The sequence below is a fragment of the Vibrio owensii genome (genome assembly GCF_002021755.1).
Taxonomy (GTDB): Bacteria; Pseudomonadota; Gammaproteobacteria; order Enterobacterales; family Vibrionaceae; genus Vibrio; species Vibrio owensii.
Window position 1 is genome coordinate 778,865 of record NZ_CP019960.1, and the last position, 23,626, is coordinate 802,490.

20 protein-coding genes are annotated in these 23,626 nt (G+C 46.3%); 16 read left to right on the forward strand and 4 right to left on the reverse strand.

Features of this window, described 5'->3' with window-relative positions; all coding sequences use genetic code 11:
• Nucleotides 1–96: 96 nt before the first annotated feature.
• The gene (locus A9237_RS20005; RefSeq protein ID WP_005439281.1) at nucleotides 97–1,353 is read right to left on the reverse strand and encodes an aromatic amino acid transport family protein; all 1,257 of its coding nucleotides are present in this window, start codon (nucleotides 1,351–1,353) and stop codon (nucleotides 97–99) included.
• 220 nt (nucleotides 1,354–1,573) lie between these two features.
• Nucleotides 1,574–3,790 carry an EAL domain-containing protein gene (locus A9237_RS20010; RefSeq protein ID WP_078609308.1) on the reverse strand — a complete coding sequence of 739 codons (2,217 nt, stop codon included), beginning with the start codon at nucleotides 3,788–3,790 and terminating at the stop codon, nucleotides 1,574–1,576.
• Between the two features lie 362 nt (nucleotides 3,791–4,152).
• Here A9237_RS20010 and A9237_RS20015 point away from each other — a divergent pair, with 362 nt between their 5' ends.
• The 11 genes from A9237_RS20015 (at nucleotide 4,153) to nirD (ending at nucleotide 17,601) form a co-directional block, all read left to right on the forward strand.
• Nucleotides 4,153–4,587, forward strand: coding sequence for a GNAT family N-acetyltransferase (locus tag A9237_RS20015; RefSeq protein WP_078609310.1), 435 nt, complete (start codon nucleotides 4,153–4,155; stop codon nucleotides 4,585–4,587).
• Nucleotides 4,588–4,877: 290 nt separating this feature from the next.
• Nucleotides 4,878–7,541, forward strand: coding sequence for a nitrate reductase (locus A9237_RS20020; RefSeq protein WP_078609312.1), 2,664 nt, complete (start codon nucleotides 4,878–4,880; stop codon nucleotides 7,539–7,541).
• Between the two features lie 20 nt (nucleotides 7,542–7,561).
• The gene (cobA, locus tag A9237_RS20025) at nucleotides 7,562–8,467 is read left to right on the forward strand and encodes a uroporphyrinogen-III C-methyltransferase (protein ID WP_078609314.1); all 906 of its coding nucleotides are present in this window, start codon (nucleotides 7,562–7,564) and stop codon (nucleotides 8,465–8,467) included.
• The gene (locus A9237_RS20030) at nucleotides 8,464–9,417 is read left to right on the forward strand and encodes a glycosyl transferase family protein (RefSeq protein WP_078609316.1); all 954 of its coding nucleotides are present in this window, start codon (nucleotides 8,464–8,466) and stop codon (nucleotides 9,415–9,417) included. Before cobA ends, A9237_RS20030 begins: the two co-directional genes overlap by 4 nt.
• A gap of 229 nt (nucleotides 9,418–9,646) precedes the next feature.
• Nucleotides 9,647–10,564, forward strand: coding sequence for a dienelactone hydrolase family protein (locus A9237_RS20035; RefSeq protein WP_078609318.1), 918 nt, complete (start codon nucleotides 9,647–9,649; stop codon nucleotides 10,562–10,564).
• 73 nt (nucleotides 10,565–10,637) lie between these two features.
• Nucleotides 10,638–11,219 (forward strand): ANTAR domain-containing response regulator, encoded by a 582-nt coding sequence (locus tag A9237_RS20040; RefSeq protein WP_078609320.1) that lies wholly within the window; start codon nucleotides 10,638–10,640, stop codon nucleotides 11,217–11,219.
• Nucleotides 11,220–11,484: 265 nt separating this feature from the next.
• Nucleotides 11,485–12,849 carry a CmpA/NrtA family ABC transporter substrate-binding protein gene (locus A9237_RS20050; RefSeq protein ID WP_005375887.1) on the forward strand — a complete coding sequence of 455 codons (1,365 nt, stop codon included), beginning with the start codon at nucleotides 11,485–11,487 and terminating at the stop codon, nucleotides 12,847–12,849.
• Nucleotides 12,850–12,921: 72 nt separating this feature from the next.
• The gene (locus A9237_RS20055; protein ID WP_078609322.1) at nucleotides 12,922–13,887 is read left to right on the forward strand and encodes an ABC transporter permease; all 966 of its coding nucleotides are present in this window, start codon (nucleotides 12,922–12,924) and stop codon (nucleotides 13,885–13,887) included.
• Nucleotides 13,888–13,898: 11 nt separating this feature from the next.
• The gene (locus A9237_RS20060; protein WP_005450080.1) at nucleotides 13,899–14,735 is read left to right on the forward strand and encodes an ABC transporter ATP-binding protein; all 837 of its coding nucleotides are present in this window, start codon (nucleotides 13,899–13,901) and stop codon (nucleotides 14,733–14,735) included.
• 10 nt (nucleotides 14,736–14,745) lie between these two features.
• Nucleotides 14,746–17,265 (forward strand): nitrite reductase large subunit NirB, encoded by a 2,520-nt coding sequence (nirB, locus tag A9237_RS20065; RefSeq protein WP_078609324.1) that lies wholly within the window; start codon nucleotides 14,746–14,748, stop codon nucleotides 17,263–17,265.
• Nucleotides 17,266–17,601: a nitrite reductase small subunit NirD gene (gene nirD, locus A9237_RS20070; RefSeq protein ID WP_078609326.1), complete on the forward strand. Its 336-nt coding sequence runs from the start codon at nucleotides 17,266–17,268 to the stop codon at nucleotides 17,599–17,601. It begins immediately after the preceding gene.
• Between the two features lie 98 nt (nucleotides 17,602–17,699).
• Here the strand turns inward: nirD and A9237_RS20075 are convergent, their stop codons facing one another.
• Complete coding sequence (locus A9237_RS20075; RefSeq protein ID WP_061009144.1) at nucleotides 17,700–18,104, reverse strand: PPC domain-containing DNA-binding protein; 405 nt, start codon at nucleotides 18,102–18,104, stop codon at nucleotides 17,700–17,702.
• A gap of 1 nt (nucleotide 18,105) precedes the next feature.
• Nucleotides 18,106–18,681 carry a TetR/AcrR family transcriptional regulator gene (locus tag A9237_RS20080; protein ID WP_005375904.1) on the reverse strand — a complete coding sequence of 192 codons (576 nt, stop codon included), beginning with the start codon at nucleotides 18,679–18,681 and terminating at the stop codon, nucleotides 18,106–18,108.
• A gap of 284 nt (nucleotides 18,682–18,965) precedes the next feature.
• On the opposite strand from A9237_RS20080, the gene A9237_RS20085 reads away from it, so the two are divergent.
• The 5 genes from A9237_RS20085 (at nucleotide 18,966) to A9237_RS20105 (ending at nucleotide 23,574) form a co-directional block, all read left to right on the forward strand.
• Nucleotides 18,966–19,580: a glutathione S-transferase gene (locus A9237_RS20085; RefSeq protein WP_078609328.1), complete on the forward strand. Its 615-nt coding sequence runs from the start codon at nucleotides 18,966–18,968 to the stop codon at nucleotides 19,578–19,580.
• 254 nt (nucleotides 19,581–19,834) lie between these two features.
• Complete coding sequence (locus tag A9237_RS20090) at nucleotides 19,835–20,095, forward strand: hypothetical protein (RefSeq protein ID WP_005443088.1); 261 nt, start codon at nucleotides 19,835–19,837, stop codon at nucleotides 20,093–20,095.
• Between the two features lie 21 nt (nucleotides 20,096–20,116).
• Entirely contained in the window at nucleotides 20,117–21,778 is a 1,662-nt protein-coding gene (locus A9237_RS20095; RefSeq protein ID WP_078609330.1) for a SpoIIE family protein phosphatase, read from the forward strand.
• Nucleotides 21,779–21,990: 212 nt separating this feature from the next.
• Nucleotides 21,991–22,464 (forward strand): type II secretion system protein, encoded by a 474-nt coding sequence (locus A9237_RS20100; RefSeq protein ID WP_078609331.1) that lies wholly within the window; start codon nucleotides 21,991–21,993, stop codon nucleotides 22,462–22,464.
• 96 nt (nucleotides 22,465–22,560) lie between these two features.
• The gene (locus A9237_RS20105) at nucleotides 22,561–23,574 is read left to right on the forward strand and encodes an IS110 family RNA-guided transposase (protein WP_078607610.1); all 1,014 of its coding nucleotides are present in this window, start codon (nucleotides 22,561–22,563) and stop codon (nucleotides 23,572–23,574) included.
• Nucleotides 23,575–23,626 lie beyond the last annotated feature (52 nt).

Consider the following 23,626-nt stretch of genomic DNA (forward strand, 5'->3'; position numbering starts at 1 on the left):
TTCATTACTGTTCAGAAAACCATAGCAAAATTCAGGGAATTACCTTAATAAAAAAAACAAGGTATTCCCCTGAAAATCCCACCTAAGTCTCTTTTCTTAGCTCAACAAGCTAAAAACCAACGCACTTACTGCAACAATACCCGTCATCAGTACAAAGTATGTCGATACTTTTCCACGATATTTGTGCAGTGCTTTCACTTTGTATACCGACAACATCGGCATAATGAACAAGATCATCGCGATAACCGGGCCAGATAGTGCCTCCATCATACCCAAAATGCTTGGGTTCATGATTGCCGCAATCCAAATAGACACGAATAGCACCACAACACTGATGTGATCAACACGGCGTTTCGGCATATCTGAATGCTTAGTGATCAAACCATTTAGGCTTTCACGTGCACCCAAAAAGTGGCCAAGGAAAGAAGAGGTGATCGCGACAAATGCCACCAGTGGCCCAAGTGTTGCGATAAATGGGTTGTCCGTAGCGTTAGCTAAGTAAGAAAGTACAGATACGTTCTGTGACTTTGCCTCTGCCAGTTGTTCTGGAGAAAGCGCTAATACACAAGAAAACACAAACAGAAGAACAAATGCGATCAGCATGACGCTAGTACGGCGCAAGATAAGCTCTGATTTTACGTCGGCACCTTCTCCATAATGGCGACGCTGTACATTTGCAAAGCTAGAGATTGCTGCTGCGTGACTGAACGAGAAGATCACCACGGGAATCGCTAACCACATTGTGCTTGCAAAAGACGACATTTCTGGTGCATCCATCACTGGCATGCTCCAGTTTGGCATTAGATAAAATGAAAGAAACGCCAGAATCGCCACCAATGGGTAAACCATGATGGCAAACGCACGTAGCATCACCTTTTCACCCGCCATCATGATAGCAATTAAGCTAAACACCAATACGCCAGACAGAAGGGCGCGCGGTAATGGCTCCATACCAGCTTGGTTGACCATAAAGCTGTCAACGGTGTTGGTGATGCCGACGCCATAGATAAGAAGAATCGGGAAGATAGAAAGAAAATACAGCAGCGAAATGGAACGGCCCGCTTTCGCGCCAAAGTGTTCTTCTACGACATCGGTAAAGTCTGCGTTTTTGATCTTTGATGACAGTACGAAACGAGCGAGGCCACGGTGCGCTAAGTAAGTCATTGGGTATGCAAGAATCGCCATGACAACCAGCGGCCAGAAACCACCAATACCAAGGTTTATTGGTAAGAACAGAATGCCAGCACCTACGGCAGTACCAAACAAGCTTAATACCCAATGAGTATCGTGTTTTGTCCAGGTATTTGTTGTGTTTAATTCACTAAAATTTAACGTATCTCGAGATTCTTTCACTTAAAACTCGCCTTTATAAAAATAATAATCGCGCGGATGTTATATGTTTTAGTGATTGTTATCACATTGGCCAAGTGGTGAATCGTGCTAGTGAAAAGGCAGGGCAGTAAACTATCGAACCATGAAAATTTGAAAAAAGCGATATATAGTTCCGGTTTGGTATGTTTAAACTGAAACTATATCGCGAAATTTTCTGTTTTTATGGTTTTAGATGTTGTGGTTAAGCTTTGTTCGATAACATTGTAAGGTGGTCCGAAAGCGGCAGTGGTCTTGCGACCCCAAACCCTTGAGCAAACTGAATATTTAGCGCTTTCAGTGTATCGATATGATCTTCTGATTCGACAAACTCGGCAACCGTGACCAACTGCATACTGCTGGCGACTTGGCTGATGGCTTGGACGATGATTCGGTCATTTTCACTGTCGACAATGTTTTTCACGAATGAGCCGTCCACCTTCAGCACGTCGAGGGGAAGGCGACGCAAATAATCGAAGCTCGCATAACCGGTGCCAAAATCATCCAGTGCGATGGTGGAACCTGCTTCTCGAAGTCTGTTTAAGTTTTGAATTGCAATTGGTTCATTACGAAGTGCATCCGATTCCGTGATTTCAAAACACAGTTTATTCATCGGGATCTGGTGTAGATCCGCTTCGGTTTGAATGTCTTCCGCTAAACCCTGTGAATTCAGCGCTTTGGCGGTCAGATTGATGGCGCATCGTCCGATCGAGTCCCAATCTTCAATATGGTTTTTTAGCGCTTTGAAAGTGTGTTCGATTACCCATTTATCTAGCTCTCTTTCTAAACCGAACTCGTTGATCAAAGGGAAAAATTCGGCCGGAGACATAAGCTCCCCCTGTTTAGGTTTAAGGCGCAGCAAAATCTCAAAGTGGGCATTTTGAGTGTTATCCGATAGCGCTCGATACGGCTGACAGTAGAGCTCAAATTCGTTTTCGCGAAAGCACTGTTGGATGAAGCTCAATTGGTTAAGTGTCTTATTTTCTTCTTGATTGTGTGTTACCCAGTTCACGCATGCGGTGTCGCGGCCTTGTTGCTCGCACAGTTTGGAGATCAAAGGATCAAGATTGTGGTTTCCGTAGATGGAAGCACACTGGATTGTACGTTTTACAAGGCTTACCGCGCTGTCGTCGAAGTAAAAATAGAATCGATCTAAAAGCCCAATCAATTTGGATAATTCGCTTTCCATCTTAGGCAGTTTTGGGGCAAAACAGAGTAACCCACTGGCAAAAGGTGGCAGATAGGCGCGTTTTAAATGCTCGGTATTGGCAGCCAAATACTGGCTTAACTGTTTCATCAGTTGCGCGCGGCCTTGGTGCCCGAGACCGTTGAGTTTGGAAAGGGTTGGTTCAAGGTCAATGTAGATCAATGTCGCGTGAGTTTGCGTTGCGACATCTTCTTTTAATTGCGCGAGATTGTATAACCCCGTAAAGCTATCGATGCGTTCTTTTCGAATCGCATTACGTGTCGTGACATAGTTCTTTATTGTATGAGCACCAAGCATAAAAGTGAGCATGGTCAGTACAAACAAAACCAGCAACATCGCATAAACTTGTTCACGTGATATGAAACCTAGGTTGTAGCGGCTGATTATGTTCTCGACACAAACGAGCAATGTTGCAGCGCCAATCAGCATTGGGCGTAGTAAGCCAAACTTTCCGAGCCCCATGCCGACCAAACACAGCAGCATCAAGCTAAGTGTATTCAGAGTTAACGGGTTTTGTGCCGAGATTCCGGCCACTAAAAACAGCGAACACACCATCAGCCATAGTCGATAATGCAAAGGGTTGGAGTAGGCTGCCATCATGGCACGATCGAGTTTTATGTAAGGCGCGTTTTCTCCATCAAGTACATAGCTAAGACCAAGGCTTAGTAGTGGGGTAAGTACCATCTGAGTAAGGATTGCGCTTAACACTGAGTAAGCGACAAACTCGAAAGAAAAGTCAGAGGATCCACCTAGCATTACACTGATCAACATGAGCAATGCGGTGTTTGCAATTGGATAGAGTATTCCTATAAACGCAGCGTAGTAGCCAAGTTTAACCGTGAAGTTATACGCAGCAACGCGTTTTAAGGCTGCACGATACAACTGGCAAAACAATAAAGGCAATGCGGGGAGCAACACAGAAAACAGCACCGCCATTTCCCATGGACGCTTGGAAAAGAATCCATAGTAAAACAGTAGTCCTGCCACGATAGTCGGGAGGACTCGCCAACTGTATCGCAGCGTTACGGTAACAACGAAAGCAGCCGTAAAAGAGAGTACGTGAACGCGATCTTGCGCAATCACATAGAAATTGGAGAGGCTATAGCTCACTTGTATTGCGCAAAAGATTAGGATTTGAATGCCTAAAAACTGCCACCACTTTTTATTTTTATAATCGAGCAAAGGGCTGATTTGCTCGAATCCAGACACCGACATTATCCACTCTAATTCTGACAACTAAATCGAAGCGCTGACGTAAACGCGAGTTCTTCATTTCCATGATGATTCGCCTAGCAAAATGAGCGTTGTTGCTCATGTTGGACGGTGTTCGTCCGTATTGTTTTTATTATTTTTGTATATAAGAGCGGCGATTATTCAACAAAAAAGCGCTAACAATCAAATAAAAACTGGTACGACGTTCTGTTTATATGAAAGAGCTCTCATGGAAAGTCGCGCAGAATACTTCAATTTAGAGGTACGACTATCAATAAAATCGAAAGAAGTTCATGAAATCGTTAGGTTCCGTCTTATTTCGCCACTATATTTCGTTCGTCATGCCGTAAAAAGAAGAGACCACAATGAAGATCATCTCAGTAGAAAAACAAGATTTAGTTGCACTATACGAGCTCGAACACGAGCTGTTTGGGCATCATGCATATCCAAGATTCTTCTTCAGACAAGCATTTGATTGCTGGCAACAGGGATTGATGGTTTCCAAACACGGCGAGCAAGTCACAGGCTATGTTTTGATGGCACAAAGTGATGAACAAAACACCCATTGGATCTTGTCACTTGCGGTAGATAGTCAGCATCGAGGAAAGGGGATTGCACGTTCGCTTGTGGAGAATGTAATCGCAAAGGCAAGTTCCGGTTCTGTCATTAAGTTAACGGTCGATCCAAACAATGCGCCGGCTTACAAGTTGTACACTTCGTTAGGCTTTAAGGTTCTGGAAAAAGAAGAAGATTATTTCGGTGATGGAGAGCCGAGGCTGATCATGGCACTAGCCCGTTAATCTTGCACTTCTGTGATTCAAACTCGCACCTAATCAGTGCATTGCCAATTATAAAGTGAAAGCGGATTTTGTTAAGTTATTGAAATATAGTGCAATATAAAATTGGCATCGGGTTTGCAATTTAGATTATGTTCATCGTTAACTCGATGCGCCGCTTTCCCTTAGCAGGCGGTTAAGCGGATAGGGTATTACTTTTTTGAGCTTTTATAGGCAATGCAGCCTCTCTCGTTTCGGGAGAGGTTTTTTTTCGCTTGTAGCTCGTCATTCTAAGGAAAGAATCAGGGGGCGGAATGTCGCAAGGATGCAAAAAAACCACTTGTCCCTATTGTGGTGTTGGATGTGGTGTCGAGGTCAATGCGAAAGGAATCGTTGGGGATGCGTGTCATCCTGCAAATGCGGGGTCACTGTGCGTAAAGGGTGTCGCGTTGGCAGAGAGTTTGAATATGCCTTTGCGTTTGCTGTATCCAAAGCTTGTCACCAAGCAGCGACCTCAAGGGCAAGAAGTACAATGGCAACAAGCCACAGATCTAATTGCAGAAAAGATTCATCAAGCGAAAGCAGAGTTTGGACCGGATTCCGTCGCGATGTACGTGTCAGGCCAGTTGTTGACGGAAGACTATTACGTCGCCAACAAACTCATGAAAGGCTATGTTGGCAGCGCAAACATCGATACGAACTCCCGTTTGTGCATGTCTTCGGCGGTTGCGGCTCATGTACGAGCATTTGGTGAAGATGTCGTTCCCGTCAATTACGACGATATTGATAAGACTGAGCTATTGATAATTTGCGGTGCTAATACCGCTTGGACGCACCCTGTTTTATTTCGACGCATTCAACAAGCGAGAGAAAACAATCCTAATCTCAAGCTGGTGGTCATTGACCCGCGTGAAACGGTCACCGCGCAGCAAGCTGATTTGCATCTACCAATTAAAAACGATGGGGATGTATCACTTTTTAATGGGCTGCTTAAGTTTCTTATTGAGCAGCAATGCATTGATTATCAATACATAAATTCCTATACCGACGGGTTTGATGCACTTACAGAAGAAGCTTCTAATTTGCGTTACGATGTCACTAATCTAACGTCTTCCATTGGGATTTCAGAAGAAAAACTCACGACATTCTTTCAATGGTTTGCGCAAAGCCCAACCGCAATTACGCTGTTTTGCCAAGGGGTTAACCAAGCCGAAAATGGTGTCGATAAAGGCAATGCCATTATTAATGCACATTTGGCATCAGGTAAAATTGCCAAGTCAGGTTGCGGGCCATTTTCTATTACAGGTCAGCCGAATGCGATGGGCGGACGAGAAGTCGGTGGTTTAGCAAATCAATTAGCGGTACATCGTGCTTTTGACGCAGAGTCTATCAAGCAAGTGCAGGCGTTTTGGGATTCACCAGAAATTGCCACTCAGCCCGGTTTAAAAGCCGTTGAACTGTTTGAGGCGGTAGAACGTGGTGAGATTAAAGTTCTGTGGATCATGGCAACCAATCCCGTCGTCTCTTTACCAGATAACCAATTGGTAAAACGTGCACTAGAGATTTGTCCGTTTGTGATTGTTTCCGATATCACAGCGGATTCGGATGTTGCGCATTACGCGGACCTGTTGCTGCCCGCCGCTGGCTGGGGGGAGAAGCAAGGCATGGTAACCAACTCTGAGCGTCGACTTTCAAGGCAGCGCCAGTTTCAAACGCCTCCGGGTGAAGCAAAATCAGATTGGTGGGCGATAAGCCAAGTCGGGCAAGCTCTGTGTGCATTGGAAAAGACACAAAATGGTTTTGCGTTTACTTCAGAGCGGGCGGTATTCAGGGAATATGCGGCGATGACAGGCATGAATGCAGATTCACCATTGAAGCTAGATCTTTCTCAATACGCGAACTTAACCGAGCAAGAATACGAAGAGTGGGTGCCAACACAATGGGGAGGAGAGCGTCCTTTTGCTGATGGTGTCTATTCGCACTCAGATGGTAAAGCGCGTTTTGTCGTGACCAGTGAATCTCCAACGCGTTTAGAGAGAACAAAAGGCTGGTGGCTCAATACGGGCAGGCAACGCGACCAATGGCATACCATGACGCGCACAGGGCATATTGCACACCTTGCCGCCTCTGAGTTAGAGCCAACCGTGTACATGAACACACTCTCTGCCACTCAAAATCGCTTAAAAGCAGGACAACTCGCCAAGCTGTTTCAGCCTACTTCAAACACCGGTATTTATGCCAAAGTTGCCATTGATGAAGGTTTGGGTTTTCAGGAGCTGTTTATGTCAATGCACTGGGCAGGTCGATATGGCGGTGAAAGCAGTGTTAACGCGATAGTAAACAGCGCAAAAGACCCTATTTCTGGGCAACCTGCGTTTAAGTCATCTTATGTTGAAGTGCAAGATGCGGCGGTAAAAACCTACGGTATGTTCATCGGTACACAGTTTGATTCCGGTAAATTTCTCTACAGCGCATTTCAAGCAGAAAGCAATTTGGGTATTTGGCGCTTTGCACACGATAAGCGACCAAAGAAGCAGAGTTTTTGTCGAACGGAAAAGAGCCGCAGAATTACGATAGATATTGCCCAGGGTTGGCTCGCGGTGGATTACGACCTTGTTGGAGACGTTCGTATCATTCGCTCTGTTTTAGTGGTGTCTAGCGAACCGATTCAAACTGACTACACCAACTTTACTGGCTTGATTGGCAAGCCGATGGAGCTATCGCAACTGCTTACCATCACTCAATCGCAAAGCTGCGCCAAACTGGTTTGTAGTTGTTTCCGCGTCACCGATAAACAAATACATGACGCGATGGAGAAACAAGACTGCACTTCATTGACCCAACTTCAAAACAAACTCAAATGCGGCACTAACTGTGGTTCGTGCGTTTCTCAAATCAAACAAATGATCGACAGTCATCAGCGTCAAAAGGGCAAACAGCAAGCGAACCAGCAAAGTCTGGCTATTCAAATAAAGTAAGTCACAAAGAGGATAAGCACATGGAAGCGCCTTATCAAAAGTCTTGGTTTAAGAAAGGACAAGCGAGTCAGAAACAAGAACGCTCGTCTCGCTTTTCTAAGCATAATCAAGCAAGCAAACTGAACCAACTCTTAGAAGACCATTCAGTAGACCTCGACGCGAACCGCAAAGGTTTTGTCTCGATTGTTGGAGCAGGGCCGCACGATCCTGACTTGTTAACCGTGAAGGCTGTGAAAGCGATTATGTCGGCAGAGGTTCTGCTGTACGACCGTTTGGTTAACAAAGATATTTTGGAGTTGGCTTCGCCACAAGCCGATTGGATTTACGTGGGCAAACGATGCGGACAACCTAGTATAGGTCAGGAAGAAATCTGTGATTTGATGGTGTCGCTCGCTCAGCAAGGAAAGCGAGTTGTGCGCTTAAAAGGGGGAGATCCTTTCGTATTTGGCCGTGGAGGCGAAGAGGCGTTAGCGCTCGTCAAACACTCAGTCGCGTACGAAGTCATCCCCGGTATTACTGCTGCGATTGGATGTTCAGCAAACAGCTTGATTCCGCTGACTCATCGTGGCGTTGCTCGCAGCGTTACCTTTGTTACTGGGCAAGTCGTAACAGGCGCATTTGAAGCGTGGAGCCAACTGATGCAAGGCGGACAAACGTTAGTTTTCTATATGGGGTTAGAAAAATCAACGCAAATACAAACGGGTTTAATCAACTCCGGTTTGAGAGAAGATTTCCCAGTCGCAATCATCACTCATGGGTGCAGTCCTCAACAACAAGTGCACGTTACACAACTCAATCAGCTCAATGATTTATCGATTACACTTAAAGGCGTGAGCCCAGCATTGATTGTGATGGGAGAAGTTGTCAAACTGCGCGAACAACTAATAGAAACCGTACAGTCAGTGACGGAATACGAGGGAATATGAGCAGCATTTTGGAATGTATTAGAACAGTCGGTCGTGGCGAACGTGGTAGAAAACCACTGAACTTTGACCAAGCGTTTCGAGTTATGGATGAATACCTAAACGGTGAGTGCGACGACGATCAGATGGCAATGCTATTGATGCTGATCCGTGTACAGAACGAAACTCAACAAGAAATCGCTGGCTTTGTGAAAGCATTCCAATCCCGCATGCCAGCTATTGGTGCAGACATTGACTGGCCATGTTATGCAGGCAAACGTGAAGCGGCAGGGCAGCCTTGGCACCTGTTGGCAGCGAAGATCCTCGCCGATAATGGTCATAAAGTGCTGATGCACGGCTATCACGACCGTCAATCTGGTCGTTTGCATGCGGAAGATTACCTCGATAAGTTTTCTATCAACAAAGCGGAATCAGCAGAAGACGCAAAGCGTGTGTTAGAAACACAAAACATTGTGTATCTGCCGTTGAGTTCGTTTGCACCCCAAGCAGAAACCATGATCGGTTGGAAGAATCGTTATGGGCTTAGAACGCCGATTAATACCGTGGTTCGAGCATTGAATCCGGGGCAGGCGACGGTTGGTATTCGTGGTAGCTTTCATCCCGGGTTCCAACAACTTCATGCTGAAGTCGAATTCGAGATTGGCAAAACCGCTCATGCCGTTGTGTCATTCAAAGGACAATCGGGTGAGTCAGAATACAACCCGAAAGTAAGCCAAACCGTATGGTTAAGCCAAACAAGTGGCGTGACATCGCACTACTGGACGGAGCAAATGCTGTCTGAGGTGCCAATGCCTGCGAACTGCTCATTTGGGACGTCAGAAGATGACATGAATCAAATGGCGAATACGGTTCTCGCTACGATGGCAGTGGTCTTGTTTGCACAAATGCACGACAGAGAAAAAGCATTCGAACGCGCCTTCTCTTACTGGCAAGCCTATTGCGGCCAACAATAACGCACTATTGTCAATTAATGTAAAACCAACGACGCAAAGTTGTTGAATCTGAATCCATTATCTATTGTTTGAAGAAGGTAAAAGATCCTAGCTCGCCAATGATGTGTTTCACCACCTTGCTCCGTATCAGAGTGGTGAAACCGCAGTTTTAGCCTCAATCGCGTTCGTTTTTAGCTTCGCGTTTGAGAATGAGAAAATCCCATATGGTAAGACACAGAGGACATGGATAATGGTTCTAAAGCATACCACTCCTAGTGAAAAGGCTTCTCATCCGATCCCGCAAGAAGCCTTCGATTGGTACGACGAATACGCCCACGGAAAAATCACGCGCCGAGAGTTTCTTAATAGGCTGGGTGGCCTTGCTGTGCTCGGCTTTAGCATGACAGCACTGGTCGATGCGTTAACCCCGAATTACGCACTCGCAGAACAAGTTTCATTTAACGATCCTGACATCAAAGCAACTTACGAAACCTTTCCATCTCCAAATGGGCATGGAGAAGGGCGTGGTTATTTGGTGATGCCACAGAAGAAGACCTTAAAATCGCCGACCGTGTTGGTGATCCATGAAAATCGAGGTCTGAACCCTTATATCAAAGATGTCGCAAGACGACTTGCAAAAGACGGCTTTATTGCTTTCGCTCCAGACGCACTTTATCCACTCGGCGGCTATCCGGGGAACGACGATGAAGGTCGCGCCATGCAGAAAGAGATGGACAGAACCAAGATCGAACAAGACTTTATTGCAGCCGCTAACTTCCTCAAACAATACGAGGGTGGCAACGGTAAATTGGGCGCGGTTGGATTCTGCTTCGGTGGATACATTGTCAATATGCTTGCAGCGGTAATGCCTGAAGAGCTCGATGCAGGTGTGCCTTTCTATGGAACACCCGCGGCGCAAGAGATCCAAAAGCAAGTCAAAGGGCCATTAATGATTCACTTTGCAGGGCTCGATAAGCGTGTTAACGACACATGGCCTGCCTATGAGCAGCAGTTAATCGCGACCGACGCACAGTATCAAGCGTTAATGTATGAAAACGTCAACCACGGCTTCCATAACGACTCAACGGCACGCTACGCACCGGAAGAAGCAGCGCTCGCTTGGGAACGTACACTCGGCTTCTTCAAAGAACATCTCGCCTCTAGTTAAAACGCTTCAGCTTTAGTTGGCACATTCCTTGTTATGTCTCTCTTAGTGAGTGAGATATAAACAAGGAATGTGCATGACTCAATCAACGTCAAAAACACCCATCATAGTATGTTGTGATAGCCTCCAAGAGCAGGCTCGATTGTCCGGCTTATTGAGCAAAGATTACGACAACATCATCGGCTGCCAATTGGCACAACTAGAAACGTTAATGCAACGAGAACCCTCAGCAAGCGTTGTGGTTGGATGGCAGCAACCAACCGCGGAACTGCGTTTGATCGTCGATTTCTGCCGCAGAAAGTCGGCACCACTTCTTATCGTCTTAAAGCAATTATCATCCAATGATATCAATCGGTTATCAGAAAAAATGGACTATGTTCTTATGCCGCACGATAGTGAGTTTGCACTTCAGCCTTGGATTGAACATGCGACATTAGTGAGAGCGAAATTCGAAAGTATGCAATCGGAAATTGAATTACTGACCTACAAGATTGAAGAGCGCAAGCTGGTGGAAAAAGCCAAGGGTCTGTTGATGAAGATGCACAGCGTTGATGAAGAACAGGCTTATAAAGCACTTAGAAATTCAGCCATGCAATCGAGCCAAACGCTCGCACAAGTTGCCAAGAATTTGATAACTACTTTGGAGGTGCTTGATTAGTTTCCCTACCACTTTGGGGTTAGAGTGCGTTTTCTAACGTGGTGCGTGTTGCACTATCAGCAAGCAATAACAGGGAATAACAAACGGCAAGATATACTAACTTATTGTGTTTGCTGTGAAAAATAAGTTGGCACAGTAATTGGATTAGTAGAATTGGGTTTATTGTTGAATCGCTTATCTCAATTATCAACGGCGGTAATTGTAGACTTAGCAACGGCGCTACTGCTCTTCGGAGTAGTGGCGCTTTTTTTATGGGAGCAAACCAATGAAATGGAGTTCGATGCTGAAAGTGTCAGCAATTTCGTTATCGGTATTCACCACGGTCAGCGTAAAGGCAGAGTTGGGTGAGCCAGAAATTGAAGACCTGAAGTTTGGTTTTATTAAGTTAACCGATATGGCACCGCTGGCGGTTGCTTATGAGAAAGGCTTTTTTGAAGACGAAGGCTTGTACGTCACTTTAGAAGCGCAAGCAAACTGGAAGGTGCTTTTAGACCGAGTCATCGATGGTGAGCTTGCTGGCGCGCACATGCTTGCTGGTCAGCCATTGGGCGCAACGATTGGTGTCGGCACAAAAGCAGAAGTGATTACCGCGTTCAGTATGGATTTGAACGGCAACGCAATTACGGTTTCCAATGACACTTGGGAGCAGATGAAGCAGTACATTCCAAAGCAACCAGATGGCAAACCAGTTCACCCAATCAAAGCGGATGCGCTGAAGCCTGTGGTCGACAGCTATCTGGATAAAGGCAAACCGTTCAACATGGGCATGGTGTTCCCTGTATCGACACACAACTATGAGTTGCGATACTGGTTAGCGGCAGGTGGGATTCATCCAGGCTTTTACGCACCAGACTCAGGCGATAACAGTGGCCAGTTGGATGCTGATGTTCTTTTGAGTGTTACACCGCCACCACAAATGCCAGCCACAATGGAAGCGGGCACGATCAAAGGGTACTGCGTAGGCGAACCATGGAACCAACAAGCCGTATTCAAAGGCATTGGTACGCCAGTCGTGACCGACTACGAGATCTGGAAGAACAACCCAGAGAAAGTATTTGGTGTTTCCAAAGCTTGGGCTGAGAAATATCCAAACACACACATTCGCGTAGTGAAAGCCTTGATTCGAGCGGCACATTGGTTGGATGAAAACGACAATGCCAACCGCCAAGAAGCAGTGAAGATGCTATCAAAAAGCGAGTACGTCGGAGCCGATGCCGAAGTTATCGCCAACTCAATGACGGGCACATTTGAATACGAGAAAGGCGACAAACGAGACGTGCCAGACTTCAATGTGTTCTTCCGTCATAACGCCACGTACCCGTACTACAGCGATGCGATTTGGTACCTGACCCAAATGCGTCGCTGGGGACAGATCTCAAGCGAGAAATCCGATGATTGGTACATGGATGTCGCAAAAGAGGTTTACCGTCCAGATATCTACCAACAAGCAGCTCAAGCGCTAATTGAAGATGGTGTGTTGAGCAAAAAAGACTTCCCAGATTTTAGTGCTGAAGATGGTTTCCGTGCGCCACAAACACACTTTATCGACAACATCGTTTATGACGGTCGCGAGCCAAATAAATATCTAGAGAAGTTCTCTATCGGGCTTAAAGGAAAAGACAAGGTTTAACCATAACGATAAACGCCACAGGCGAGGGAATTCGCTTGTGGCAACAAGGATGTAAATTTCTTAGGAGTGAGTATGTCTAGTAATGTCATTTCCCTGTTTCCTGCTAAGCAGGTAGTGAACCGAAGTCGGCTGGTGCTTTTACCCGTCATTGGCTTGCTGATCTTTTTGGCAATGTGGCACTTAGCAGCGAGAGAAGTGCAAACTTCATTAGGTACGCTACCGGGGCCAGTGCAAACTTTTCAGCAGTTCAGCAACCTTGTCGATGACCATTGGCAAGAGCAAGAAAAGGAACAAGCGTTTATCGAGCGTCAGGAAAAGCGCAATGCTGCGAAGTTAGCCAAAAATCCAGATGCGGAAGTGAAGATTCGTCCCTACACAGGTAAACCGACGTTCTTCGACCAAATCATAACAAGCTTAGTGACTGTGACTGCGGGCTTTTTGCTGGCGACGGTTATCGCGATTCCACTTGGCATCGTGCTTGGTCTTAATCAAGGGCTGTATCAAGCGTTCAACCCAATCATTCAACTGCTCAAGCCCGTATCACCTTTAGCTTGGCTGCCTATCGTCACTATGGTTGTAAGTGCCACTTATGTGAGTGATGACCCGATGTTTGCTAAGTCGTTCATCAACTCTCTGATCACTGTAGCGTTGTGTAGCTTATGGCCGACGCTGATTAATACCGCAGTGGGTGTAACGAGCGTTGATAAAGACTTAATCAACGTAAGCAAAGTGCTTCAACTTTCGTGGTGGCAGCACATTCGCACTATCGTTTTACCTTCTGCCATTCCAATGATCTTCACAGGTTTACGTCTCTCTTTAGGTATCGCTTGGATGGTGTTGATTGCGGCAGAAATGCTCGCTCAGAACCCAGGGTTAGGCAAGTTCGTTTGGGATGAATTCCAGAACGGCAGCTCGGCATCATTGGGGCGCATCATGGTGGCTGTCATCACCATCGGCTTTATCGGTTTGATGCTCGATAGAGGCATGCTGCAACTTCAAAAGTGGCTGTCTTGGAATAAACAACAAGCGTTGAGATAAGGGAAAAGATCATGGAAAAAGCATTATTAGATCTGACGCGTTTAGGGATGCGATTCCCAACGCCAGATGGCGAGTTCATCGCGCTTAAGAACGTCGATTTACAAATCAATAAAGGCGAGTTTGTATCCCTAATTGGTCACTCTGGCTGTGGTAAATCAACGGTATTGAACTTAGTTGCAGGGCTGCACATGCCAACAGACGGCGGCGTAATAGTCGATGGGCGAGAAGTAGCAGGACCGGGACCTGACCGCGCAGTCGTGTTCCAAAACCATTCATTGTTGCCTTGGCTCACCGTATATCAAAACGTTGAGCTCGCAGTCAAACAAATTGCCGGCAAAAAGGGCAAAGCGTGGATTCAGGAACAAGTGAATCACTACTTGGAGTTGATTCAAATGCAGCATGCCGCGCACAAAAAGCCGGATGAAATCTCGGGCGGTATGAAGCAGCGAGTCGGCATTGCGAGAGCACTGGCACTTCAACCAAAGGTTCTACTGATGGATGAGCCATTTGGCGCGTTGGATGCGTTAACTCGTGCGCATTTGCAGGATGCACTGATGAAGATTCAAGCCGAGCTAAACAACACCGTCATCATGATTACCCACGACGTGGATGAAGCGGTGCTGCTATCCGACAAAATCGTGATGATGACTAACGGACCGGCAGCAACCATTGGAGAAGTGTTAGAAGTGAATCTACCTCGCCCTCGTGAGCGTGTAGCACTGGCGGATGATGCGCAGTATCAGAAGTGTCGACAAGCGGTGTTGAAGTTCCTTTACGAGAAGCAATCCAAAGTCGAGATTCCTGCTTCGAAAGAAGACAAACCCAAAACCGCAGCGCAAACGGCATAAGGAGGCAGCGATGAACAGTCCTTTAACGATCCCTGTAAAGAACGCATTGAGCCACATCGTTGTGGTAGGCAACGGTATGGTCGGGCAACACCTTGTCGAGCAATTAGTGCAGAAAAACGCGCATTTGGAGCACCGAATTACCGTGATTGGTGCAGAGCGTTTTATCGCGTATGACCGTGTACAGTTGTCCTCTTTGTTTGCGGGTAAGTCTCATGATGATTTGATGCTGAGTAACCAAGAATGGTACGACATGCATGGCATCCAACTCGTACTTGGCAGCCAAGTAACAGGCATCGACAGAGAGCAAAAGCGCATTCTGCTTGATGGTGAAGATGTGCTGGGTTACGACCAACTTGTGCTCGCTACTGGTTCGTACCCATTTGTGCCGCCAATTGAAGGTAAAGACCGCGACAACGTGTTTGTCTACCGCACGCTTGATGATCTTTCACAAATCAAAAAGGCATGTGAAGGTGCAAGAACAGGCGCGGTGATTGGCGGCGGCTTGTTGGGTTTAGAAGCGGCAAACGCACTTAAACTATTGGGGTTAGAAACTCACGTTATTGAATTTGCTCCCCGCCTGATGCCTGTGCAGTTAGACGATGGTGCTGGCTTAGTGCTAAAAGAGAAGATTGAAGCGCTAGGGCTAACCGTTCACACCTCAACGGGTACGGAACGAATCTGCGATGGTGAAACGGCTAAGCATCGTATGGTGTTTAAAGACAAAGATCCTCTCGAAGTGGATGTGATTGTCTTCTCCGCAGGCATTCGTCCTCAAGATGAGTTGGCAAGGCTGGCTGAGCTAGAAATAGGCGAGCGAGGCGGTATTGTGATTAACAACCAATGCCAAACCAGCGATGAGAACATATACGCGATTGGCGAATGTGCCCTTTGGGAGCAGAAGATATTTGGTTTAGTCGCACCCGGTTACACCATGGCGAGAACCACTGCCGATGTCCTGACTGGAATGCCAAGCGAAGGTTTTAAAGGTGCAGACATGAGCACCAAACTCAAGCTGCTTGGGGTGGATGTGGCGTCTATCGGCGATGCACAAATGCAAACCGAAGGCGCTCAAGAAATGGTCTTGCAAGATGCGGTCGCAGGCATCTACAAAAAGCTGGTGGTTGATGCGAGCGGCACCCAATTGCTTGGTGCGATTCTCGTTGGTGACAACAGCGACTACGATGCGCTCTTACAGTGTTATTTGAACAAAACGGTTCTACCAGACCACGCAGCGAACCTGCTGTTTGATACCGGAATGCTGGACGGAGAGATGCCAGACAGCGCCATCATCTGCTCTTGTCACAACGTCACAAAAGGCGACTTAGTTGCCGAGATTCAAGCCGGCACTACCAACCTGACAGACCTTAAAGCCAACACCAAAGCCGGTACTGGATGTGGTGGCTGTAGCAATATGGTGAAGTCGGTATTGGATACTCAATTGGCAGCCATGGGGGTAGAGGTTAACAACCACCTTTGTGAGCACTTTGAGCTCAGTCGCCAAGAGATGTTCCATATTTGCCAAGTGGAACAAATCAAAGACTTCGACACCTTAATTGCACTGCATGGCAAAGGGCATGGGTGTGATATTTGTAAGCCTACAGCGGCATCTGTGTTTGCTTCTTTGTGGAATGAACACATCATGGAGCCGCAGCATCAATCTCTGCAAGATTCTAATGATGCCTTTATGGCAAACCTGCAAAAAGATGGCTCTTACTCGATTGTGCCTCGTGTTCCGGGCGGCGAAATCACACCAGACAAACTCATCGTGCTAGGCGAAGTTGCTCAGCAATACGATCTGTACACCAAAATCACTGGCGGTCAGCGCGTGGATTTATTTGGTGCGCAGTTAGAACAGCTTCCTGAAATCTGGCAAACCTTAATCGATGCTGGTTTTGAAACAGGGCACGCCTACGGTAAATCGGTGCGCACCGTGAAATCGTGTGTCGGTTCTACTTGGTGTCGTTATGGTGTTGATGATTCGGTTGGGTTAGCCATTGAGTTAGAGAACCGCTACAAAGGATTGCGAGCGCCCCATAAGCTTAAGTTTGCCGTATCGGGCTGTACTCGCGAGTGTGCAGAAGCGCAAAGTAAAGATATTGGGGTGATCGCTACTGAAAACGGCTGGAATCTATACGTTTGTGGTAATGGCGGCATGAGACCAAGACACGCGGATTTGTTTGCATCCGACTTATCTAAATCAGAGTTGATCACCATGATCGACCGAGTATTGATGTTCTACGTCAGCACCGCTGATCGCTTGCAGCGCACGTCGGTGTGGATGGAGAACATGGAAGGGGGCTTAGATTACCTTAAACAAGTGATTTTGGATGACTCTCTCAACCTATGTGATGCATTGGATGAGCAAATGGCACGAGTCGTAGATACCTATCAATGTGAGTGGAAGAGTACGTTGGATAATCCTCAAAAATTGCAACGCTTCCGTCCTTTCTTGAACAGCACGTCGGGCAGCAAAGTCTTGCCGTACCAGCGTGTGCGCGGTCAGCGTATTCCAGTGAAACAGGAGGTGTAAATGGCAGCTTTAACTAAAGTGAAATTGTGTCAGCTTGATGACCTAATGCCGTTCATCGGTGCCACGGTGTTGATTGAAGGCGAGCATGTCGCGTTGTTCTACATTCCTGATAGCGGTGTTTACGCCGTTCAAGATTGGGATCCAATTGGTAAGGCTTATGTGATGAGTCGAGGGATTGTCGGTGATATTGATGGTGAGATGTGTGTTGCATCACCACTGTATAAACAGCACTTCAGTTTAAAGAGTGGGCAGTGTTTGGAAGACGAAGCGCACGGTCTAAAAACGTGGCAATTAACGATCGACGATAATCAGGTTTGTTATTTAGCCGAAGAATGATCCTCGAAATTAGCTTGCTCGATATGAGTAAATTCTTAGCGTAAGAGACAAGCGAATAAAGCTCCAGAGACAGCACAGTATGGCTCTGGAGCTTTTTACTATTTGGAAGGGTTCACTTGCAGTTCGGTATAGCCGGTCGAGTCGTCCATCGTTCTGGTAAACTCAAGTTCTGAGTAAGAATGGATGATCAATTCTGCGGTAGTATCAATCACTGTGCCTTCCAGCAAATGCCCGCCCCAAACTCGTCCTTCACGATCAGACACCGAGATATGAACGTGTTGATGTCCAGCCGTTAGGGTTCCCATCACAGAGACAATTTCAAATGGCTCTTGTTTGGTTAACGTGCTTTCTGCACCTGCCAAACGAAGGTTGAGGTCAGAGACACAGCCAACGCATGAGGCAATCGAGCCTGCTTTGATACCATACTGCTCGACCAATTTCGCTAGGTTCAGCTTTAAGTCCATACCTTTGGTAAGACGTACCGCTATCACTTCAATCGACATGTCACTTCCTAATCAAAACCAGCAAGCAGGAAAGCGCCGTATCCAAATCGGCATAACGTTTGGCTTTGCCAAGCACGCGCATGCCTTGCATGTTGTTGAGAACAAAACGAGCAAGCTCTTCTGGTTTCAGCGTTTTCGGCACTAAGGTTTCTTTTTGCGCATTGGTCAGCGCATCCGCAATGATGTCGATAAGATGGTCAAATAAGAAATGCCCTTTACGCAGTACGTCATCGTCTTCGCCTGCGTGCTCAATCAACGCATTTTGAATAAAACACCCACAGTTGCGTTTGCGTTGCAGCTCAGCAAAAGATTTAAGGAACGATTCCAACTCAGGTAAAGACGCGTCGTCTTTTTCCAAATCATTCAGTGAAGGTAGCGAGACCTTCTTCAAGTAGGTATCGAGCGCCTCGTAGTAGAGTTGTTGCTTGTCACCATAGGTGTTGTAAAGACTGAAGCGGTTGATGTTCAACTCGTCGGTGAGATCCGAGATAGACGTGTTCGCAAAGCCCTTGCGCCAAAACACATCCATAGCCACGAGAAGCTTTTCATCTCGGTCGAAGTTGGCTTTTCTTGCCATAAATTACCTGCCTGGGTCTGCTTATCGGGTAATTAAATTGCTTTGGAGGGATGGTACAGAGAACCTCTAGCGTTCGAACTGAACCAATATGATGAATACCCATCTATTCTTGGGTATCAGCCCCCAAATTCATGTGAACTCACAAACTGCATCAAAAATCTCTCTCAGCAAACAGACCCACAACTGTTTGAAAACTTTTGATAGTGAAGTTCTTGACTGATCGTTTATAAACTGGCTACAGTATATCCTAACCATTCGGTTAGAAAAAGATAAAAGGATGTGAAATGAAGCTCTATGAAACCGCAATGACTCCAAGTTGTAAGCGAGTTAGCATTTTTCTAAAGGAAATCGGTGGCGAGGTTGAGCGAATTGCGCTGAACGTTCGTGAGGGCGATAACCTATCTGAATCGTTTAAATCGAAAAGCGTGAACGGCAAAGTGCCTCTACTGGAACTGGATGATGGCACGACGATCTGTGAAAGCGTGGCGATTTGTCGCTACCTAGATGAAGCGTTTGAAAATGATCTGGCGCTGTTTGGTGCTAACCAACTCGAACGTGCTCAGGTGGAAATGTGGCATCGCGTTGTCGAATTCCAAGGCTTGTACACGGCTTTTCAGGCGTTTCGCAATATCACAGCAATTTACCAAGACCGTGAAAACTGTGTGGCTGCGTGGGGTGACGAGTCGAAATCTCGCGTATTAGAATTCCTACCAATTCTCGACAAGCGCTTGTCAGAAAGTGAGCACATCGCCACGGACAACTTCACCATCGTAGACATTACCGGCTACATTTTTGTTGGTTTTGCCGTAAATGGTTTGAGTATTGAAGTGTTCGAAACCTACCCAAATATTGCACGTTGGTTTGAACAAGTATCGGTGCGTGAAGCGTTTCAAGGCTAACTTCTAGCGTGATTTTTCTAAGCAGCAAGGCTTTTGTAGACTTGCTGCTTTTTGTCGTTTTAAGCGCAAAGATCTTCAATTTGTTCAGGTTTTCTCTTCTTTTTCTACCTTTCTCCTATAATTAACTCTGTTAATGAAACAACATCAATTGGCTCTCACGGCGTTTTGGAACCTTGAGTTCTTAGTTTGTAGACGTCCCAATCATTATTGGACTTCACCAAGTAATGAAGGACACCAAGCGACAAGGAGAGGTTATGCGTGTTCGAAGTAAAACCATCAATGGCGTGTTGTGTACGCTGCTCGTAGCGTCTGTGTGCGGACTCGTTGCCATGTATCAAAACCACAGTCAGCAGCATCAACAGATCGAGTTGCTGCGTGGGCAATTGATGGAAAAAGAAAACCAAATCGTCATCTCTAATGAGGCGTTGTCTTACACTCGTTATCAACATCAACTTTTAGCGGAAGATTACAGCCGTTTCAGAGATGCGCAATCCATGAGTAGCGTGCTGCAATAGAACAAACAGGCAAGGAGAGGTATGAAGTCCATATTGTTGGTCGACGACAGCAAAACGGTCCTGCTCTACATGACCAGTGCTTTGCAAAAGCAAGGATACGAGGTCATTGCCGTTGAAGATGGTGAGTCTGCGTTAGAAGTGCTGACTCACCGAACTGACATTCAGTTTGTCCTCAGTGATTTGATGATGCCGGGCATCAGTGGCATTGAGCTTTGCCGTGAGCTCAAATCGTCGGCGTTTTCTCGTTATATCTTCTTTGTGCTTCTCTCTTCCCGTAACGATCAAGAATCCATCATCAAAGGCATGGATGCAGGCGCCGATGACTTTGTCGACAAAAAGACGTCTGTAGAGGAACTACAAGCGCGTATCCGTGCGGGCTTTCGTACCTTAGAACTGCACAACACGCTCACGACAAAAAACCAAGAGCTCGATTTAGCGTATCAGACCATTCAGCAGGATTTGGATTCTGCCGGAGAGTTAATGGAACAACTGTTGCCAGTGGAAGAACAGATTCACACGGCACAATTTAGCTTCACTTATGTTCCTTGTACCAAGATCGGTGGGGATATGTTGGGCTATGTGGAGCTTGATCAATCGCACGTTGCGTTTTATGTCTTCGATGTTTCCGGGCACGGTATTTCTTCGGCTTTAATGGCGTTCTCTATTCAACAAACTTTGTCACAACGTAACAAATCGGAGTCGATAACGTTAGACTGGAGCGACAACGAATACCGCATTAGTGAGCCTGCTGCTGTGATTGAAAGGCTTAATCGACGCTATCAGCAAACGCAAAACAGCAAGCTCTATTTCACTATCGAATATGCCGTGTTGAACACCGAAACCGGTGAACTGAATTATTGCACCGCAGGGCACCCTAAATTCGTTTGGCAACAGACGGAGCAAAACCGCTTGGAACTTGTTGGCGACAACAACTTCATTGTCGGGGCATTGGAGCCGATGATGTACCAAGGTGGAAGTATCCAACTTAAGCCTAATGACGCGCTTTGGTTTTTCTCCGACGGCTTATTGGAAGCCAAGCAAGGCGGGGAGCTTTACGGTATTGACCGACTGCTAGCTAACATCGAAGAGAGTAAAGCGATGCCAGAAAAGGCACAAACCAATGCCGTTTTGGAGCAAGTGCAAAACTGGCAAGGAAAACCAGAAATCGACGATGATGTGAGCTTGTTGAAAGTGCAATGGTTGGGCTGTGCACAATCGCAAGCCGTTAAGTCGACAAGTTCGGTATTCCAGAAATCCTATCAAGCGTCTTTAGAAGTTTCACGCCAAGCAAGTCTCGAATTGGTTGAGTTCCTTCAACAACATTCGGTTTCTTCTCATGTCGCGCAAACTCTAGAGTTGTGCGTGGTTGAGTTGATGAACAATGCTTTCATCCATGCCTATCAAGAGCAAAGCGGAAAAACGGTTGAGTTAGAATGCGAACTAACACAAGGTGAGCAGCACAACATAGAAGTGCGTGTATTTGATTATGGCAATCGCATTTCTGATGAAACCTTCCAAAGTTACACCTCAAAGCAAATTGAGACGCCAAATCTATTCGATGAAGAGAGTTGGATGCCTTCAGGACGAGGTTTGATACTCATAGCTCAAATGACAAATGGGTTTTCTGTATCATATCAAGGGGAGCGCAATTGCTTTACGGTCGTAATGGCATCGAAATCGTAACTTTTTGCTTGTGATATTGCTTAAATCTTCCTCTTACTCACATTATTTTTGTGCGCGCTAATCGATTGCCTAAACTTTATTTTTTCTGCCCGTTTTGAGTTAACCCTGCGTTAACTTTCCCCGTCGTATATTCGCCGTCAACCGATGGAGAGTCAGGGCTTCTGCCTCTTGTCATCGTGATTTTTCTCTCGTTTGTAATTGGGAAATAAAAAATGAAGGCGAAAGGTTTTACCTTAATTGAATTGGTCGTGGTCATTGTCATCTTAGGTATTTTATCTGTGACGGCAGCGCCTCGATTCTTGAATTTGCAAGATGATGCGAGAAACGCGGCAATTGCTGGGTTAAGAGGGGCGATGAACGGTGCGATGGGCATTGTTTACGGCAAAGCGGCGTTGATGGGTGTCGAACGCGCAGAAGAGGCTAAGTTGGATACTGACGGCACAGGTACGCTTGATTTGGCTATCGCTTACGGATACCCAAAAGCGACCTTAAATGACCTATCTATTGTGGTGCAAGGCTTGAGAGAAGACTGGGCACATAAAGAAATCCCTGGCAGCGCTTCAATTCACTTCGGCATTGCGGGTTATGACAAAACTTGCATCAAGTACACACAAGCCGGTGTGACTAGTGCAGCAACAGCCGTGGTTATCAAAGATCCGGCAGAGTGCAGTGGGTTAACAAAATGATTCTTAGAGCCACTTTTGAAGTGGCTTAATTATATGGTCCGCCCCACTCTCCAAGCCCTTAAGCTTAGAGTAGGCTCTCAGAATGAGGTGAACCATATGTCTTCTATTCACATTTTAGGTATCGACCTAGGCAAGCACTGTTTCCACGCTATCGCTCATAACCGTTCTGGTGCGGAAGTATTGCGTCGTAAGTTTAATCGAAACCAACTCCAACATTTTCTTTGTAAAATCGAACCAACAACCATTGCTTTCGAAGCTTGTGGCGGTGCTCATTGGCTCGCTCGTAAGTGTGGTGAATACGGCCATCAAGTTCGACTCATTCCTCCCCAGTACGTTAAGCCTTATGTCAAAGGCAACAAAAATGATTTCATAGATGCATCAGCAATTGCAGAAGCGGCTGGTCGACCAACAATGAGGTTTGTCGCGGTAAAAAGTGAAGAAGCCCAAGTCATTGCAGCGATTCATCGTGTCAGAGATGGCTATATCAAGGAGAGAACCGCGGCTATGTCTCGAATTGGGGCTATCTTGCTTGAGTTCGGCCTGAGTTTTCCAAAGGGGCATGCAAAGATGAAGTCTCTCTTCCAATGGTTAGCAGCACAAAAAATGGCACTGCCGGAGAGCTTGCTGTGTGAATTAGTGTCTATCCACGAACACTACAAATACCTTAATGAAAAGGTCAAAGCTCAAGACAGTAAGCTTCAAGTTATTGTTAATAATAATGAAAGTGCACAATTGCTGAAAACTATCCCTGGAGTTGGAGACCTTACCTCAACGTTGTGCGTTGCTGACGTAAGCTCCCCAAACAATTTCACCAATGGTCGGGAAATGGCAGCTTGGTTAGGGCTTGTACCGAGACAATTCTCTACGGGAGGAAAGACCAAGCTACTTGGCATAAGTAAACGAGGCAATAAACATCTCAGAACTCTGTTTATCCATGGAGCAAGAGCCGTTCTCTCAAGGCTAGAAACGACAGGGAAAGTGTTTGGTGAGTGGCTCATCAAACTTCGGGCGACGAAGCCATTTAATGTTGTGGTCGTAGCACTTGCCAACAAGCTAGCAAGAATAGCTTGGGCGGTGTTGTACCACCGCCAAGCTTTTAAGGTTGTATAGCTATAACCAAGTTTGCAACGCCAATGAAAATGATGACAAAAACGGTCAATCG

Excerpts from the sequence above, each read along its gene's own strand:
- A9237_RS20030 (WP_078609316.1), top strand. The coding sequence starts at position 8,464 with ATGAGCAGCATTTTGGAATGTATTAGAACAGTCGGTCGTGGCGAACGT.
- A9237_RS20075 (WP_061009144.1), bottom strand. The coding sequence starts at position 18,104 with ATGTCGATTGAAGTGATAGCGGTACGTCTTACCAAAGGTATGGACTTA.
- A9237_RS20100 (WP_078609331.1), top strand. The coding sequence starts at position 21,991 with ATGAAGGCGAAAGGTTTTACCTTAATTGAATTGGTCGTGGTCATTGTC.
- A9237_RS20080 (WP_005375904.1), bottom strand. The coding sequence starts at position 18,681 with ATGGCAAGAAAAGCCAACTTCGACCGAGATGAAAAGCTTCTCGTGGCT.
- A9237_RS20060 (WP_005450080.1), top strand. The coding sequence starts at position 13,899 with ATGGAAAAAGCATTATTAGATCTGACGCGTTTAGGGATGCGATTCCCA.
- nirB (WP_078609324.1), top strand. The coding sequence starts at position 14,746 with ATGAACAGTCCTTTAACGATCCCTGTAAAGAACGCATTGAGCCACATC.
- A9237_RS20090 (WP_005443088.1), top strand. The coding sequence starts at position 19,835 with ATGCGTGTTCGAAGTAAAACCATCAATGGCGTGTTGTGTACGCTGCTC.
- A9237_RS20085 (WP_078609328.1), top strand. The coding sequence starts at position 18,966 with ATGAAGCTCTATGAAACCGCAATGACTCCAAGTTGTAAGCGAGTTAGC.
- A9237_RS20035 (WP_078609318.1), top strand. The coding sequence starts at position 9,647 with ATGGTTCTAAAGCATACCACTCCTAGTGAAAAGGCTTCTCATCCGATC.
- nirD (WP_078609326.1), top strand. The coding sequence starts at position 17,266 with ATGGCAGCTTTAACTAAAGTGAAATTGTGTCAGCTTGATGACCTAATG.
- cobA (WP_078609314.1), top strand. The coding sequence starts at position 7,562 with ATGGAAGCGCCTTATCAAAAGTCTTGGTTTAAGAAAGGACAAGCGAGT.
- A9237_RS20095 (WP_078609330.1), top strand. The coding sequence starts at position 20,117 with ATGAAGTCCATATTGTTGGTCGACGACAGCAAAACGGTCCTGCTCTAC.
- A9237_RS20020 (WP_078609312.1), top strand. The coding sequence starts at position 4,878 with ATGTCGCAAGGATGCAAAAAAACCACTTGTCCCTATTGTGGTGTTGGA.
- A9237_RS20055 (WP_078609322.1), top strand. The coding sequence starts at position 12,922 with ATGTCTAGTAATGTCATTTCCCTGTTTCCTGCTAAGCAGGTAGTGAAC.
- A9237_RS20050 (WP_005375887.1), top strand. The coding sequence starts at position 11,485 with ATGAAATGGAGTTCGATGCTGAAAGTGTCAGCAATTTCGTTATCGGTA.
- A9237_RS20105 (WP_078607610.1), top strand. The coding sequence starts at position 22,561 with ATGTCTTCTATTCACATTTTAGGTATCGACCTAGGCAAGCACTGTTTC.
- A9237_RS20015 (WP_078609310.1), top strand. The coding sequence starts at position 4,153 with ATGAAGATCATCTCAGTAGAAAAACAAGATTTAGTTGCACTATACGAG.
- A9237_RS20040 (WP_078609320.1), top strand. The coding sequence starts at position 10,638 with ATGACTCAATCAACGTCAAAAACACCCATCATAGTATGTTGTGATAGC.
- A9237_RS20010 (WP_078609308.1), bottom strand. The coding sequence starts at position 3,790 with ATGTCGGTGTCTGGATTCGAGCAAATCAGCCCTTTGCTCGATTATAAA.